Source organism: Mycobacterium sp. 050128, from assembly GCF_036409155.1.
GTDB lineage: Bacteria > Actinomycetota > Actinomycetes > Mycobacteriales > Mycobacteriaceae > Mycobacterium.
In genome coordinates this window covers 250851-266610 of record NZ_JAZGLW010000003.1, presented here as the reverse complement: position 1 = coordinate 266610, position 15760 = coordinate 250851, and the positions used below count along the sequence as shown (strand labels likewise).

General features: G+C 69.0%; 16 protein-coding genes. 9 read left to right on the top strand and 7 right to left on the bottom strand.

What is annotated here, in order from left to right; genetic code table 11:
• Positions 1–12 precede the first annotated feature (12 nt).
• On the bottom strand, positions 13–369 hold the full coding sequence (locus tag SKC41_RS22005; RefSeq protein WP_330979802.1) for a HesB/IscA family protein: 357 nt from the start codon (positions 367–369) through the stop codon (positions 13–15).
• Positions 370–439: 70 nt separating this feature from the next.
• Positions 440–1516, bottom strand: a complete 1077-nt coding sequence (locus SKC41_RS22000) for a glycerate kinase family protein (protein WP_330979801.1) — start codon at positions 1514–1516, stop codon at positions 440–442.
• Between the two features lie 246 nt (positions 1517–1762).
• Here SKC41_RS22000 and SKC41_RS21995 point away from each other — a divergent pair, with 246 nt between their 5' ends.
• From SKC41_RS21995 to SKC41_RS21980, 4 genes are read left to right on the top strand one after another with little or no spacing between them, the layout of a single operon-like run.
• Entirely contained in the window at positions 1763–2395 is a 633-nt protein-coding gene (locus tag SKC41_RS21995) for a DUF3043 domain-containing protein (protein WP_330980082.1), read from the top strand.
• A gap of 27 nt (positions 2396–2422) precedes the next feature.
• Complete coding sequence (locus SKC41_RS21990; RefSeq protein WP_330980081.1) at positions 2423–2959, top strand: bifunctional adenosylcobinamide kinase/adenosylcobinamide-phosphate guanylyltransferase; 537 nt, start codon at positions 2423–2425, stop codon at positions 2957–2959.
• On the top strand, positions 2956–4020 hold the full coding sequence (cobT, locus tag SKC41_RS21985) for a nicotinate-nucleotide--dimethylbenzimidazole phosphoribosyltransferase (protein ID WP_330980080.1): 1065 nt from the start codon (positions 2956–2958) through the stop codon (positions 4018–4020). The genes SKC41_RS21990 and cobT overlap by 4 nt, the downstream gene beginning before the upstream one ends.
• Positions 4017–4769 carry an adenosylcobinamide-GDP ribazoletransferase gene (locus tag SKC41_RS21980; protein WP_330979800.1) on the top strand — a complete coding sequence of 251 codons (753 nt, stop codon included), beginning with the start codon at positions 4017–4019 and terminating at the stop codon, positions 4767–4769. Before cobT ends, SKC41_RS21980 begins: the two co-directional genes overlap by 4 nt.
• On the opposite strand, the gene SKC41_RS21975 is transcribed toward SKC41_RS21980, so the two are convergent.
• Positions 4766–5872 carry a branched-chain amino acid aminotransferase gene (locus SKC41_RS21975; protein WP_330979799.1) on the bottom strand — a complete coding sequence of 369 codons (1107 nt, stop codon included), beginning with the start codon at positions 5870–5872 and terminating at the stop codon, positions 4766–4768. The genes SKC41_RS21980 and SKC41_RS21975 overlap by 4 nt on opposite strands.
• A gap of 55 nt (positions 5873–5927) precedes the next feature.
• On the bottom strand, positions 5928–7067 hold the full coding sequence (gene gcvT, locus SKC41_RS21970; protein ID WP_330979798.1) for a glycine cleavage system aminomethyltransferase GcvT: 1140 nt from the start codon (positions 7065–7067) through the stop codon (positions 5928–5930).
• Positions 7068–7111: 44 nt separating this feature from the next.
• Between gcvT and SKC41_RS21965 the strand changes: the two genes are divergently transcribed.
• Together SKC41_RS21965 and SKC41_RS21960 are read left to right on the top strand one after the other, a co-directional pair.
• A complete protein-coding gene (locus SKC41_RS21965; protein WP_330979797.1) occupies positions 7112–8215 on the top strand; it encodes an adenylate/guanylate cyclase domain-containing protein in 1104 nt (367 codons plus the stop codon).
• Positions 8216–8246: 31 nt separating this feature from the next.
• Positions 8247–9800 carry a leucyl aminopeptidase gene (locus SKC41_RS21960; RefSeq protein ID WP_330979796.1) on the top strand — a complete coding sequence of 518 codons (1554 nt, stop codon included), beginning with the start codon at positions 8247–8249 and terminating at the stop codon, positions 9798–9800.
• Between the two features lie 4 nt (positions 9801–9804).
• Here the strand turns inward: SKC41_RS21960 and SKC41_RS21955 are convergent, their stop codons facing one another.
• Positions 9805–10002: a hypothetical protein gene (locus tag SKC41_RS21955; RefSeq protein WP_330979795.1), complete on the bottom strand. Its 198-nt coding sequence runs from the start codon at positions 10000–10002 to the stop codon at positions 9805–9807.
• Between the two features lie 3 nt (positions 10003–10005).
• Positions 10006–10470 carry an SRPBCC family protein gene (locus SKC41_RS21950; RefSeq protein WP_330979794.1) on the bottom strand — a complete coding sequence of 155 codons (465 nt, stop codon included), beginning with the start codon at positions 10468–10470 and terminating at the stop codon, positions 10006–10008.
• A 161-nt stretch (positions 10471–10631) separates the two neighbouring features.
• Here SKC41_RS21950 and SKC41_RS21945 point away from each other — a divergent pair, with 161 nt between their 5' ends.
• Positions 10632–10970: an aminopeptidase gene (locus tag SKC41_RS21945; RefSeq protein ID WP_330979793.1), complete on the top strand. Its 339-nt coding sequence runs from the start codon at positions 10632–10634 to the stop codon at positions 10968–10970.
• 82 nt (positions 10971–11052) lie between these two features.
• On the opposite strand, the gene SKC41_RS21940 is transcribed toward SKC41_RS21945, so the two are convergent.
• Positions 11053–12819 carry an SDR family oxidoreductase gene (locus tag SKC41_RS21940; RefSeq protein ID WP_330979792.1) on the bottom strand — a complete coding sequence of 589 codons (1767 nt, stop codon included), beginning with the start codon at positions 12817–12819 and terminating at the stop codon, positions 11053–11055.
• Between the two features lie 198 nt (positions 12820–13017).
• Between SKC41_RS21940 and sucB the strand changes: the two genes are divergently transcribed.
• Together sucB and SKC41_RS21930 are read left to right on the top strand one after the other, a co-directional pair.
• Positions 13018–14832 (top strand): 2-oxoglutarate dehydrogenase, E2 component, dihydrolipoamide succinyltransferase, encoded by a 1815-nt coding sequence (gene sucB, locus SKC41_RS21935; RefSeq protein WP_330979791.1) that lies wholly within the window; start codon positions 13018–13020, stop codon positions 14830–14832.
• A 15-nt stretch (positions 14833–14847) separates the two neighbouring features.
• Positions 14848–15759: a TIGR01777 family oxidoreductase gene (locus tag SKC41_RS21930; protein ID WP_330979790.1), complete on the top strand. Its 912-nt coding sequence runs from the start codon at positions 14848–14850 to the stop codon at positions 15757–15759.
• The last annotated feature ends 1 nt before the right edge of the window (position 15760 follow it).

Below are 15760 nucleotides of genomic sequence, written 5' to 3'. Positions count from 1 at the left end.
AGGACGCCGGCGTCAGTTGAAGGAATCCCCGCAGGCGCAAGAACCCGTGGCGTTCGGGTTGTCGATGGTGAAGCCCTGCTTCTCGATGGTGTCCACGAAGTCGATCGAGGCGCCTTCCACATACGGAGCGCTCATCCGGTCCACCGTCAGCTTCACGCCACCGAAGTCGGCGGTCAGGTCGCCGTCCAGCGCACGGTCGTCGAAGAACAGGTTGTAGCGCAGGCCAGCGCATCCGCCGGGCTGAACGGCGATACGCAGCGCCAGGTCGTCGCGTCCCTCTTGGTCCAGCAGAGACTTCGCCTTGGTGGCGGCGGCCTCGGTCAGGATTACGCCATGGGTCTTGGCGGTCGACTCGTTTTGCACCGTCATTACTTCTCCTACATGCCTGTTGTTGGTTAGGTGCCCGGGCACCCGAACCGCTCGGGTAGAACCCAATGCCTCAACGGTACCTCGCAGGACCGCTATTCCCGAGTCGCGCCGCCACCTGTGACGCTAATCCCATCAGCTGGTTTGCGGCGTCGGCCAGCGCCAATCCCACCGAACCGGCGTACTCGGCCATGGACAGCGCGGACATGATGCCCGCCGTGCGCACCGCGGTTTTCTCCAGGCCGACCTGCCCGGCCAGCACGATCACCGGAATTCCCAGCGGGCCGGCCGCCGCGGCGAGCGATCCGACCACCTTTCCGTGCAGCGACTGCTCGTCGAACTTGCCTTCGCCGGTGACGATCAGCTCGGCAATGTCGAGGTCGTCGGCCAGATGGGTGTGCTCGGCGATGATCGCCGCGCCGGACTCGCAGCGGCCCCCAAGCGCAAGCAAACCCGCGCCGATACCCCCGGCGGCGGCGGCCCCGGGCTCCGAACTCACGTCGCGTCCGGCCACCGCTTCCAGCTGCAGCGCCCACGCCTCGAGGCGGACTTCCAGCGCCGCGACGGTCACCGTGTCGGCGCCCTTCTGCGGGCCGAACACCCTTGCCGCACCCCACGGCCCCACCAGCGGATATTCCGTGTCCGAGGCGGCGATCAGCTCGACGTCGGCCAGTTGGTGCCGGGCGACCTCCAGGCCGCCCAGCTCGGCGATCATGCCCTGCCCGCCGTCGCTGCACGCGCTGCCGCCCAGTCCCACCACGATGCGCCTCGCCCCGGCGCGCAGCGCCTCGGCGATCAGCTGCCCGACTCCCCTGCTGTGCGCAGCCAGCGCCGTCTCGGGGTCGGCGGGACGGCCAAGCAATGCCAGACCGCAGGCCTGCGCGATTTCCAGGTAGGCGGTCGCCGTCTCCGGATGCCAGACCCACTCGGCTTCGACGGTCGTGTCCAGCGGCCCGACGACCTCGACGCGCCGCTTCTGGCCCAGCCGGTTGGCCAGCACCTCGATGAAACCGGGGCCGCCGTCGGACTGCGGGGCGACGATGAACTGGTCACCCGGGCGGGACCGTCCCCAGCCGGTCGCGATAGCGGCGGCAGCTTCTAGCGCCGAAAGACTGTCGCCGTAGCAATCCGGGGCCACCAACACCCGCATAGCCGGCAATTGCAAACGACCCGGAGAAAGACCAGTGGCAACATCGTCCGAGGCCATCGAGCCGTTGTCCATCACCCGTAGCCGTTCATCACTGTTAAGGGTAGGTCCAACTAACGTGCGGCCGCAGAGCTATCGCGATGCCTGACGGGCCCATTCACCGAACCGGGCGAGTCGCGAAGTAACCTGGCGGTTGTGAAGTTGTTGGGCCGTAAGAAAACCCATGAAGAGGTCGGCGAAGGCGATCTCGTGACACCGGTCGTGTCCGATGCCGCCCTGGAAGCGGCGTCGCGCCGGTCACGCAGAACCGACCCCAAGGGCCGGCCCACACCCAAGCGCGAAGCCGGCCGGCGCAGCGCGAAGAAGGGCCCCGTCGCCCCGGCGCCCAAGACCGCCGCCGAAGCGCGGGCTCGCCGCAAATCGCTGGCCGGCCCGAAGCTCAGCCGTGAGGAGCGCAAGGCCGAGCGCACCGCCGGTCGGGCCCGGATGACCGACCGCCGGGAACGCATGATGGCCGGCGACGAGGCATACCTGTTGCCACGCGACCAGGGTCCAATCCGCCGCTATGTGCGCGACGTGGTCGATGCCCGGCGCAACGTGCTCGGCCTGTTCATGCCGGCGACGCTGGGTCTGCTGTTCGTCATGTTCGGTGCTCCGCAGCTGCAGCTCTACATCTCCCCCGCGATGCTGGTGATCACCGCGATCATGGCCATCGACGGCCTGATCCTGGGCCGCAAGGTCAGCAGGCTGGTCGACGAGAAGTTCCCGAGCAACACCGAAAGCCGTTGGAAGCTCGGTATTTACGCTGCCGGCCGGGCTTCCCAGATGCGCCGCATGCGGGCGCCGCGGCCTCAGGTCAAGCGCGGCAGCAGTGTCGGCTAGCCGTTGCCGGAAAGCCTCCTGACCGCAGTGCGCACCCTGGTGCTCGGCGGGATCAGGTCGGGCAAATCCGAGTGGGCCGAGGAAGAAATCGCCGCGTCGGTGCCGCCCGGGCAACCGGTCCGTTACCTGGCCGCCGGACGAAGCGACGACACCGATGCGGACTGGGTCGATCGGATCGCGAAACACCGCGGGCGTCGGCCCGCGCACTGGTCGACGGTCGAAACCCAAGACATCACCACCGAATTGCGGCAGTCCCCGCACACCCCGACCCTGATCGACGACCTCGGCACCTGGCTGACCGGGACCCTGGATCGCCACCAGGCCTGGGCGCACGGATCGGCGGCCGAAGCGGTGGACGAGATGCTCGACGCGGTCGGTGCGTTCGAATCCACGCTGGTGCTGGTCAGTCCCGAGGTCGGGTTGACCGTGGTGCCCGCCACCGCATCCGGCCGCCGTTTCGCCGACGAGCTGGGCTGCCTCAACCAGCGCGTCGCGGCACTGTGCGATCAGGTGGTGTTGGTGGTGGCCGGTCAGCCGTTATCGATCAAACCGTCAAGGAAATAATGGAATTCGCGCCGATCTCGTCACCCGACGCGGCCGCTGCCGCGGCTGCCCGCGCCCGGCAGGACACCCTGACCAAGCCGCACGGCGCGCTGGGCCGTCTCGAGGACCTGTCCGTGTGGATCGCATCGTGCCAGGGGCATTGCCCGCCAACGCAATTCGCGCGAGCCCGGGTGGTGGTGTTCGCCGGCGATCACGGCATCGCTAAATCCGGGGTGTCGGCGTACCCGCCGGAGGTGACCGCACAGATGGTCGCCAACATCGACGCCGGCGGCGCGGCGATCAACACGCTGGCCGCGATCGCGGACGCGACGGTGCGCGTCGCCGATCTGGCGGTGGACGCCGAGCCGCTCTCGGAGCGGATCGGAGCGCACAAGGTGCGGCGCGCCAGCGGCGACATCGCCGTGCAGGACGCGCTAACCGACGAGGAGACCGCCAGCGCGATCGCGGCGGGCCAGCGCATCGCCGACGAAGAGGTCGACGCCGGCGCCGATCTGCTGATCGCCGGCGACATGGGCATCGGAAACACTACCGCGGCAGCCGTTCTGGTGGCGGCGCTGACGAACGCCGAGCCGGTCGCGGTGGTCGGCTTCGGCTCCGGCATCGACGACGCGGGCTGGGCCCGCAAGACGGCCGCGGTCCGCGACGCGTTGTACCGGACCCGGCCGGTGCTGCCCGACCCGGTCGCCTTGCTGCGCTGCTGCGGCGGCGCGGATCTGGCCGCGATGGCCGGCTTTTGCGCACAAGCCGCGGTGCGGCGCACCCCGCTGCTGCTCGACGGCATGGCGGTGACGGCCGCCGCGCTGGTCGCCGAGCGCCTGGCACCGGGCGCGCGGCAGTGGTGGCAGGCCGGCCATCGATCCACCGAGCCCGGTCATGCGCTGGCGCTGACCGCGTTGGACCTGGACCCGATCCTGGACCTGCGGATGCGGCTGGGCGAGGGCAGCGGCGCGACGCTGGCCCTGCCGGTGCTGCGTGCCGCCGTGGCCACGCTGTCGTCGATGGCGACATTCTCCGAAGCCGGTGTTTCGAACCGGCCCGACGACGCTGCACCATCCCCGTGATTCGTTCGCTGGCAACGGCTTTCGCATTCGGAACGGTACTACCCGGGCGCGGCGGCGCCCCGATGGGCCGCGGCGCCATGACCGCGCTGCCGGTGGTCGGTGCGGCCCTGGGAACACTGGCCGCGGGCATCACCTGGGGCGGCTCGCTGGCCTTCGGTGCTTCCAGCCCGCTGCCGGGACTGCTTGCGGTGGCGGCACTTCTGCTCGCGACCCGCGGACTGCACATCGACGGCGTCGCCGATACCGCCGACGGACTGGGCTGCTACGGGCCGCCGTCGCGCGCCCTGGCGGTAATGCGCGACGGGTCGACGGGACCCTTCGGTGTCGCGGCCGTGGCACTGGTGATCCTGTTGCAGGGCTTGGCATTTTCGGCGCTCGACGCGACATTTCGACACGGGCTTCCCGCGATCGTCGTGGCGGTTGCCGCCGGCCGGGTCAGCGCCGTGCTGGCCTGTCGCCGCTCGGTGGCGGCGGCCGACGGTAGCGCCCTGGGCGTCCACGTCGCCGGTACTCAGCGGCTGCCGGTCGTCGCCGGCTGGATCGTGGCGCTGCTGGGGGTTTCGCTGCTGGCGGGTCCGCGGCCCTGGCAGGGGCCGGCCGCGGTGGTGCTGGCGTTGTGCTGCGGCGCGGTGCTGGTCGCGCACTGCGTGCGCCGCTTCGGCGGCATCAGCGGCGATGTGCTGGGCGCCGCAATCGAACTGACCACGACGGTCGGCGCCGTGGCGCTTGCCGCGTTGGTCCGCTGCTAGCCCAGCCGTGTCATCCAGCCGTGCGTGTCGGCGAAGGTCCCCCGCTGAATGCGGGTCAGCGTGTTGCGCAGCGCCATCGTCACCTCGCCCGGCTGGCCGTCGCCGATGGTGAACTCGCTGTCGGCGTACTTCACCCGCCCGACCGGCGTGATGACCGCCGCAGTGCCGCAAGCAAATACCTCGGTGATCTCCCCCGCGGCGGCCTTCTTCTGCCACTCGTCGATATCGATCTTGCGCTCTTCGACCGTGAAGCCCGCGTCAAGTGCCAACTGCAGCAACGAATCCCGCGTGATGCCCGGCAGCAACGAGCCGGACAGCTCCGGGGTGACCAGCCGCGAGGTGCCGCCGCTGCCCAGCACGAAGAACAGGTTCATGCCGCCCATCTCTTCGACGAAGCGACGCTCGACCGCATCGAGCCAAACCACTTGGTCGCAACCGTTTTCCGCGGCTTCGGCCTGGGCCACCAGCGACGCGGCGTAGTTACCCCCGAACTTCGCCGCACCGGTACCGCCCGGGCAGGCCCGCACGTAATCCGTTGACACCCAAACGTCGACGGGGTTGATGCCGTTTTTGAAGTATGCGCCGGCGGGCGAACCGATCAGCAGGTACCGGTAGTGCTTGGCCGGCCGCACCCCCAGCCCCGGCTCGGTCGCGAAGATGAACGGCCGCAGATACAGCGCCTCTTCGCCGCCCGCCTTGGGCACCCAGGCGTTGTCGACAGCGACGAGCTGGCGCAGGGATTCGAGGAAGAGCTCGTCGGGCAGCTCGGGAATCGCGATGCGCCGCGCCGACGCGCACATCCGGGCGGCGTTGGCGTCCGGGCGAAATGACACCACCGAGCCGTCGGCCCAGCGGTATACCTTGAGCCCCTCGAACACTTCCTGCGCGTAGTGCAGCACGATCGCGGACGGGTCCAGCTGGATTGGGCCGTACGGGATCACCCGCGCGTTGTGCCAGCCCTGGCCCTCGTCGTAATCGACCGAAACCATGTGGTCGGTGAAGAACTTGCCGAATCCGGGGTCGGCCAGGATGGAGTCACGTTCTGCGCCACTTGCGGGATTAGACGCGTGTTGAACGGTGAACTCTAGAAGGCCACTCGTCATGCGCCGATTGTATATGCGCGTACCAACAGGTTTTTCCCGCGTGAAGCGGCGGTGGCTAGCGCGTTTTCAGCTCGACGAACGGCGGGCGCACCACTTCACACTCCGCCGCGCGGCCGCGCACGTCGACCGTGACCCGCTGGCCGTCGTCGACCCCGGCGTCGGTGTCGATCAGCGCCAGCGCGATGCCGGCCTGCAGCGTCGGCGAAAACGTCCCGGATGTGGTGACCCCGACCGGGTTTTCCCCGACCTGCACCGTCAGCCCGGGCCGCAACACACCGCGGCCCAGCATCTTCAGACCCCGCAGCAGCCGCCTCGGCCCCGCCGACTTCTCCGCCAGCAGCGCTTCGCGGCCGAAGAACGCGTCCTTCTTCCAGCCGATCGCCCAGCCGCAGCGGGCCTGCAGCGGCGAAATGTCGAGCGACAACTCGTGGCCGTGCAACGGATAGCCCATCTCGGTGCGCAGGGTGTCGCGGGCGCCGAGACCGGCCGGTTCGCCGCCCGCGTTCGACACCGCCGTCACCAGCGCGTCGAACACCACGCCCGCGGTATCCCAGGGCGGCAGCAGTTCGTAGCCGTGTTCGCCGGTGTACCCGGTGCGGCAGACCCGCACCGGCACACCCGAGAAGACGGCGTCGGCGTAGGCCATGTAGTCCATGTCCGTCGGCAGCCCCAACTCGGCGAGCACGTCGGCCGAGCGCGGGCCCTGCACCGCCAGCACTGCGTAGGAGCGATGCTCGTCGGTGATGGTCAGCCCGTCGGGCCCGTTGCTGGTTTGGAAGGCCTGCAGCGCCTCGACCACCGCGGCCGTGTTGGCGGCATTGGGCACCAGAAAGATCTCGTCATCGTCGACGTAGTACGCGATCAGGTCGTCGATGACGCCACCAGAATGGGTGCAGCACAACGTGTATTGCGCCTTGCCCGGTTCGATGCGGCCGAGGTCGTTGGTCAGCGCGGAGTTGACGAACAGCGCGGCACCCGGACCGCGGACCAACGCCTTGCCGAGATGGCTGACGTCGAACAGGCCCACTGCATTTCGCGTCGCGTGGTGCTCGCTGACGGTGCCCGCGTACGACACCGGCATCAGCCAGCCGCCGAATTCGGCAAAACTGGCGCCCAACTCGCGATGACGATCTTCCAGCGGTCCGTGGTAGGGGTCCCGCCCGCTTGCCGGGGATGGCTCCGTCGCATCGCTCACGACGATCCACCCTAATCGTGCCTGCACCTGGCAGACTTCTGTAGGTGTCCGATTCCCTGGATTTCGAGGCGCTGGAGGCCGCTGGGGTGGCGAACGCGCGCGAGCGGGCCGACCTGATCAAATATCTGGACGACCTTGGCTTCACGGTCGACGAGATGGCGGAAGCCGAACTGCGCGGCCGATTGTTCGGCCTGGCCGGTGACGTTTTGTCGTGGTCGGGGCGACCGATTTACACGGTGCAGACCGCGGCCGAGAAACTCGGGATAGCAGCCGAAGAGGTCGCACGCGCCTGGGCTTTACTCGGCCTGACCGTCGCCGGTCCCGATATTCCGGTGCTCAGCCAGGCGGACGTCGACGCCCTGGCGACCTGGCTGGCGATCCGGGCGGTAGTCGGCCGCGAGGGCGCCTTCGGTCTGTTGCGGGTGTTGGGTGCTGCCATGGCCCGGTTGGCTGAAGCCGAGTCGACGATGATTCGCGCCGGCACGCCGGATATTCAGATGACCCACACCCGTGACGAGCTTGCCACTGCGCAGGCGTACCGCTCCGTCGCCGAGTTCGTCCCCCGGCTCGGCGCCCTGATCGACATCGTTCACCGTCACCATCTGATCAGCGCTCGAACGCATTTCGAAGGCGTTCTGCGCGACACGTCGGCCTCGGTGGTGTGTGGTGTCGGTTTTGCGGATCTGTCCGGCTTCACCGCGCTGACTCAGGCGCTGACGCCGGCGGAGCTGTCACATTTGCTCAACGAGTTCGCCGGCACCGTCTCGGATGTGGTGCACGCCGACGGCGGCCGGGTGGTGAAGTTCATCGGCGACGAGGTCATGTGGGTGAGTTCGGCGCCCGAGCAGTTGCTGCGGGCGGCGGTTCATCTGGTGGAGCACCCCAAAGCCCGCGACGAAGGATTGCAGGTCCGCGCCGGCCTCGCGTACGGCACCGTCGTTGCCATCAACGGCGACTACTTCGGCAACCCGGTCAACCTGGCCGCCCGACTGGTGGCCGCAGCGGCCCCCGACCAGATCCTGGCCACCTCCGAGCTGCGCGACGAGTTGCCCGATGTGCCCGCGGTCGCGTGTGGCCCGTTGGCGCTCAAGGGATTCGACGACCCGGTGCCGGCTTTCGACCTGAGTTCGGGGACGCTGCCGAGCTAAACCCCACCCCCGGTGACTAGGGTGTTTACGCGTGAGTACCGAACCGGGTTACCAGGCTCCTTCTGTCACTGTCGCCACGTCGCTGTCCAAACGCGGTGCGGGTTCGTCGGTATTGGTCTTGCCGGTCGTCTCGACCGGTGACGAAGACCGGCCGGGCGCGACCGTCGCCGCAGCCGAACCCTTCCTGTCCGAGGAAGCCGTCGCCGAGATCCTGGCCGGCCTGCAGGCACTGGACGCCACCGGCGCCAGCGAGCAGGTGCATCGGCTGGTGGTGTCGTCGCTTCCGGTCGCCAGCGTGCTCACCGTCGGCCTCGGGAAGCCGCAATCCGAATGGCCCGCCGAGACCGTCCGGCGCGCCGCCGGGGTGGCCGCGCGCTCGCTGGGCAAGGCCGAGTCGGTGATCACCACGCTGGCCGAGCTGCCCGGCGCGGGCGTCGCCGCCGCCGCGGTCGAGGGACTGATCCTGGGCAGCTACCGGTTCACCGCCTTCCGCAGCGACAAGACCGCGCCCAAAGACAAAGGGCTGAGCAAGATCACGATGCTTGCGACCGCCAAGGACGCGAAGAAGCAGGTCGCGCACGGCGCGGCCGTAGCGACCGCGGTGGCCACCGCCCGCGACTTCGTCAACACCCCGCCAAGCCACCTCTTTCCCGCCGAATTCGCCAAGCGCGCAAGGGCTTTGGGCGAGTCCGTCGGCCTCGAAGTAGAGGTGCTCGACGACAAGGCGCTGCAAAAGGGTGGCTACGGCGGCATTGTCGGTGTCGGGCAGGGCTCGTCGCGTCCGCCGCGGCTGGTGCGGCTGATCCACCGCGGCTCGAAGCTGGCCAAAGCGAAGAAGGGCAAGGCTGCCAAGCGAGTGGCCCTGGTCGGCAAGGGCGTCACGTTCGACACCGGCGGCATCTCGATCAAGCCCGCCGCCTCAATGCATCACATGACCTCGGACATGGGCGGTGCCGCCGCGGTGATCGCGACCGTCACGCTGGCCACACAGCTCGAGCTGCCGATCGACGTGATCGCGACCGTGCCGATGGCCGAGAACATGCCGTCGGCGACCGCGCAGCGGCCCGGCGACGTGCTGACGCAGTACGGCGGGATCACCGTCGAGGTGCAAAACACCGACGCCGAGGGCCGGCTCATCCTCGCCGACGCCATCGTGCGGGCGTGTGAGGACAAGCCGGACTATCTGATCGAGACGTCCACGCTGACCGGTGCGCAGACGGTGGCGCTGGGCGCCCGCATCCCCGGGGTGATGGGCAGCGATGAGTTCCGCGACCGGGTCGCCGCGATCTCGCAGCAGGTGGGCGAGAACGGCTGGCCGATGCCGCTGCCCGACGAGCTCAAGGACGACCTGAAGTCGCAGGTCGCCGACCTGTCCAACATCAGTGGGCAGCGCTTCGCCGGCATGCTGGTGGCCGGGGTGTTCCTGCGCGAGTTCGTCGCCGACGGGGTGAGTTGGGCGCACATCGATGTGGCGGGGCCGGCCTTCAACACCGGCAGCCCGTGGGGCTACTCCCCGAAGGGTTCCACGGGGGTGCCGACCCGCACGATGTTCGCGGTGCTCGAGGACATCTGCGAAAACGGCTAGCGGGTCAGCCGGCCGAGGAAGGCCTTTGCCGAGCCGACGGCGCGGCCAGCCGGTCACCCCATCGCCCGCGAGCGCGGCGCGGGCCGCGTTGCGTCCGCAGGCACCGTGCACCGAGCCGCCCGGCGTCGGCCAGCATCGAGGCGGCGACTAGGCCGTGGTGTCCGGCTCCGATGACGACGGCGTCGGCCGTAGCGTCGGCCACGGGCTACTTGACCTGGCTCGGCTCAAGGCGCTCGGCCAGCGCCGCCAGCCGCAACAGGCACTCGCGGTTGCGTGGGTAGACGGCGGCCAACGCCAGCCGATCGGGGATGATCTTCATCGGACCCGCCGCGGGCACCTCGATCATGTCGATCCGGCAGCCATCGCCGATATCGGTGAGCCGCAGCGTAATCCGGGCAGCACCGAGCGCGCCCAGGTGAGCGCGGAGCACGAGTTCCTCGCCCGGAGTGCAGCATTCGACGACGGTCTTGTCATTGATCACCAATGGCCACACGCCCACCGAGTGCCGGATCGCCGAGCCGGGCTGCGGCCAGTCTGAATCGACGGCACGGGTGCGGCTATTGCCCACCACCCACTGGGTGTAGGTCCATCCGTTGGCCATCGCGTCCCAGACCTGCTGGCGGGAAGCCCGCACCTCCCGGCTGGTGGCCATTTGTTCCGTCGACGTCATGTGAAGTCCTTCGCATCGGGGTCTTGGCCCGGGTACCCCGGGAAGTACGGCCCAAGCGCAGCAACCACGTCTGCGGTCCGACTGGCGCACAGATCACCGTTTAGCCACCTGTTTCGGTGGATAACCTCCCCACCGATCAGTACTCGAACGGGAGGCGAATCATGACGGTGCGTCGGTTGATCCTTGCTGTGGCAGCCGTGCTGCTACTGGCCGGTGTGATCGGGCTCTTGGTGCCGGTGTCGGTATCCGACGGCAATGGCGGTTCCTTGGGGTGCGGGAACGCTGTCGTCGCGGATCTCACCGCGGCGCGTAACGCCAACGACAAAAGCGTGGCAAACATCCCGATCGTCAACCAGGTGGTGCCGCACACCGATTACGTGGCGCGCTGCGAGTCGGAGCTGGGCAGCCGGCGCACCTGGACGATCCCGTTGACGGTCATCGGGCTCGTCGCGATAGCGGGCACGTTGCTCGTGCGCCGCGAGGGAGCACCGGCTGCCTAAGCCGGCGGCCAAGCACGCTGCCTGAGTCGCGCCATTTGGCGCCTGAGCGGGCTGGCGCCGGGCCGCGTGGGCTGACGCCGGGTCAGATCACCCGGAAGCGCGCCGTGCTGCGCAGCGCTTGCGGCAGCAGTCGCGAAACCCCGTACAGCGCATAGGCTTCCGGTGCCACCGGGCGAATCGGTTTGTTCTTGCGGACCGACGACAAGATCGCGTCGGCGACCTTCTCGGGCCCGTAGCGGCGCATCGCGAACATTTTGCTCAGCTGACCCCGTCGGCCGTCGACGTGCTCGTCGTGCTTGCCGGCGGCCGCGTCGAACCGGGTGGTGTTGATGATGTTCGTGTCGATCAGACCCGGGCAGATCGTGGTCAGCCCCACGTTGGCGGCGTCGAGTTCGGCGCGCAGGCAATCGGAGAACATGTACGTCGCCGCCTTGGACGTGCAGTAGGCGTTCAGCGACTGCAGCGGGGCGTAGGCGGCCATCGACGACACGTTGACGATGTGCCCGCCGGTGCCGCGCTCGACCAGGCGCCGCCCGAACGCCCGGCTGCCGTTCACCACGCCGCCGAGGTTGACATCGAGCACCCGGTCGAACTGTTCGGCGGGTGTGTCCAGGAACTGGCCGGCCTGCCCGATACCCGCGTTGTTGACCACGACGTCGGGCACACCATGTGCGGCGCAGACCCGCTCGGCGAACGCCTCGACCGCGTCGGTGTCGGACACGTCGACCACGTAGGCGTGCGCGACCCCGCCGCGCGCGGCGATCGCGGCCGCGGTCTCCTTGACGGCGGCTTCGTCGATGTCGCTGACGACCAGCTCCGCTCCCTCGGCGGCGAAGGCGTATGCGGTCGCGCGCCCGATACCGCTGCCGGCGCCGGTGACCGACACCAGCGTGTCGCCGAAGGCCCCGCGGGGACGGCCCACCTGCGCACGCAGCAGCGCGCGGCTGGGCGCCATGCCGTCGGTCAGGTCCGCGAGGTCGTGCACGGCGGCCGCCATCACTTGCGGGTGTGACATCGGCGAAAAGTGCCCGGCCCTGATGTCGCGCCGCCACAGCCGCGGCACCCACCGCCCGGTCTCGTCGTAGCCGTACGGCCGGACGTATTGGTCGCGGGTGTTGACGATCAGCTGCACCGGCACGTCGACGACGTGGATGGGTTGGCCGCGCACGGAGAACGAACGAAAGTAGTTGGCGGGATAGGTTTTAACCGAGCTGGCCGCATCCGCGGCCATGTTCGGGGAGTGATGGATCTGCTCAGCGGGAATGTTATCGACGACCATGCGCCGCAGCGCACGCACCGAGAAGGCCGCCCGAATCAACAGCGGCGCCAGCACCGGGATCGAGAAGAAGAGCATGTAGGTCAGCCGCAGCGCCTGGCTGATCGAGCGGGCGAACCGACGCGGGCGCCACGGTTGGCGCAGGCCGCTGAAGATGTATTCCACGAGCTGCTCGTGGCTTGGGCCCGACACCGACGTGAACGAGGCCACCCGGTCGCCGGCGCCCGGGCGTTTGAGGTACTCCCAGATACCCACCGAACCCCAGTCGTGGGCCAGCACGTGCACCGGCGCCCCGGGGCTCAGTTGGCTGGTCACCGCCGCGAAGTCGTCGGCGAAGTGCGCCATCGTGTACGACGAGACTTTCTTGGGCGACCCCGACAGCCCGACGCCGCGGTTGTCGTAGCGGACCACCCGGAACCGCTGCGCCAGCATCGGTACGACGCCGTCCCACAGCACATGCGAATCGGGCCACCCGTGCACCAGTACGACGGTGGGACCGTCGGGGTTGCCTTCCTCGTAGGCCGCGATGCGGACACCGTCGGCGCTGTCGACGAACCGCTGTATTGCCGGCATTGAACTTCCGCCTCCCCGCGATCTAGCAATGACCGACCCCGACGGTTCGGCACACCGCAGCGAGCGGGTCAGCCCTGGTTGTGTGCCGACGCAGAGGCAATGACAGGATAGTTTCGACGTCAACTTGCAGTACACCGCGGTGTGGTAAGTCAGATGTTGACCTGCGCAGACCCACGAGCGATCGAGGAGTCAAAAGACATGGCCTTCTCCGTCCAAATGCCGGCACTCGGTGAGAGCGTCACCGAGGGGACGGTCACCCGCTGGCTCAAGCAGGAAGGCGACACGGTCGAGCTCGACGAACCGCTTGTCGAGGTGTCGACGGACAAGGTCGATACCGAAATCCCCTCGCCCGCCGCGGGTGTGCTGACCAAGATCGTCGCCCAGGAGGACGACACCGTCGAGGTCGGCGGCGAGCTCGCCGTCATCGGCGACGCCTCGGAGAACGGGGCCTCCGCCGCGCCCGCCGAGGCGCCAAGCCAACCGGCAGCCGAATCCGCGCCCGCGCCTGAACCGGAACCCGAGGCCCAGCCGGAGCCGGAGGCCCAGCCGGAGGCCGACGCCCAGCCGGAACCCGAGCGTCAGCCCGAACCCGCCCGGCAGGCCGCGAGTTCAAGCAACGGCAGTGCGACGCCGGTCCTGATGCCCGAGCTCGGCGAGTCGGTCACCGAGGGCACCGTGACTCGCTGGCTCAAGAAGGTGGGCGATTCGGTCCAGGTCGACGAGGCACTGGTAGAGGTCTCCACCGACAAGGTGGACACCGAGATTCCGTCACCGGTGGCCGGAGTACTGATCAGCATCACCGCCGACGAGGACGACACCGTGGCGGTCGGCGGCGAGCTGGCCCGGATCGGCAGCGGATCCGCTGCGGCCGCCACACCGCCGCCCACGCCGCCGCCCGCGCCCAAGCCGGAGCCCAAGCCCGAGCCGGCACCGGCGCCCAAGGCCGAGACCCCGCCGGCCCCGAAGCCCGCTTCGGAGCCCACGCCTGCGCCCAAGCCCGAGCCGACCCCAGCCGCCAAGGCCGCACCGTCCGAGCTGGTTGCCGAGCCCCAGGGTGACGGCAGCCCGTACGTGACCCCGCTGGTGCGGAAACTGGCCAGCGAAAACAACATCGACCTTGCCGCGGTGAAGGGCACCGGCGTCGGTGGCCGCATCCGCAAGCAGGACGTGATGGCCGCGGCGCAGCGCAAGCAAGAGGCCGCGAAGGCCCCCGCGCCGGCCGCTCAGGCTCCCGCCGCACCGGCGGCCAAGGCTGCCGCGGCGCCGACTCCGGCACCGGCGCTCGCACACCTGCGCGGCACCACGCAGAAGGCCAACCGGATTCGGCAGATCACCGCCAAGAAGACCCGCGAATCCCTGCAGGCCACCGCGCAGCTCACCCAGACCCACGAGGTCGACATGACCAAGATCGTGGGGCTGCGCGCGAAGGCCAAGACGTCGTTCGCCGAGCGTGAGGGCGTGAATCTGACCTACCTGCCGTTCATCGCCAAGGCGGTGATCGACGCGCTGAAGATTCACCCCAACATCAACGCCAGCTACGACGAGGATTCCAAGGAGATCACCTACTACGACGCCGAGCACCTCGGTTTCGCCGTCGACACCGAGCAGGGCCTGCTCTCCCCCGTGGTCCACAACGCCGGCGACCTGTCGCTGGCCGGGCTGGCCCGCGCGATCGCGGACATCGCCGAGCGCGCCCGCACGGGCAACCTGAAACCGGACGAGTTGTCCGGCGGCACCTTCACCATTACCAATATCGGCAGCCAGGGCGCGTTGTTCGACACCCCGATCCTGGTTCCGCCGCAGGCCGCCATGCTGGGCACCGGGGCGATCGTCAAGCGCCCGCGGGTGGTGGTCGACGAGAGCGGTAACGAATCGATCGGCGTGCGCTCGATCTGCTACCTGCCGCTGACCTACGACCATCGGCTGATCGACGGGGCCGATGCCGGACGATTCCTCACCACCATCAAGCACCGGCTTGAAGAGGGAGCGTTCGAGGCCGACCTGGGGCTTTAGAGAGGCTTGAGCACGTTGGCCAAGCCCGTCGTCGCAATTGCGGGTTCCTCCGGCCTGATTGGCTCAGCCTTGGCTGCGGCCCTGCGCGCCGCCGACCATCGGGTGTTGCGAATCGTGCGCCGGACACCGACGAATCCCGATGAGCTGCACTGGAATCCGGAGAGCGGCGAGTTCGATCCGGACACGCTCACCGAGGTCGACGTCGTCGTCAATCTGTGTGGTGTCAACGTCGGCAAGCGCCGGTGGTCGGGCGCGTTCAAGCAGAGCCTGCGGGACAGCCGCATCACTCCCACCGAGGTGTTGGCCACCGCGGTCGCCGACGCCGGCGTCGAGACCCTGATCAACGCCAGCGCCGTAGGCTACTACGGCAACACCAAAGACCGCGTGGTCGACGAAAACGACCGCGCGGGAACGGGTTTCCTGGCCCGGCTCTGCGAGGACTGGGAGGCCGCGACGCTGCCGGCCCAATATGGCGGTGCCCGTGTGGTGCTGGCCCGCACCGGCCTGGTGATGGCCGCGGCGGGCGGAGCGTTGCGCCGGATGCGCCCGCTGTTCTCGGTGGGCCTGGGCGCCCGGCTGGGCAGCGGCCGTCAGTACATGTCGTGGATCAGCCTCGAAGACGAAGTGCGGGCGTTGCTGTTCGCGATCGGGCACCCGTCGCTGTCCGGCCCGGTGAACATGACCGGGCCCGCGCCCGTCACCAACGCCGAGTTCACCACCGCGTACGGCAGCGCGGTCAACCGTCCGACCCCGATGATGCTGCCGGCCTTCGCGGTGCGGACCGCGCTCGGGGAATTCGCCGACGAGGGCCTGCTGACCGGGCAGCGTGCCATCCCGTCGGCGCTGGAGCGCGCCGGATTTCAGTTCCACCACAACACCATTGGGGAGGCGCTGGCCTACGCTACCGCCCGACGCGACCAGGACTAGC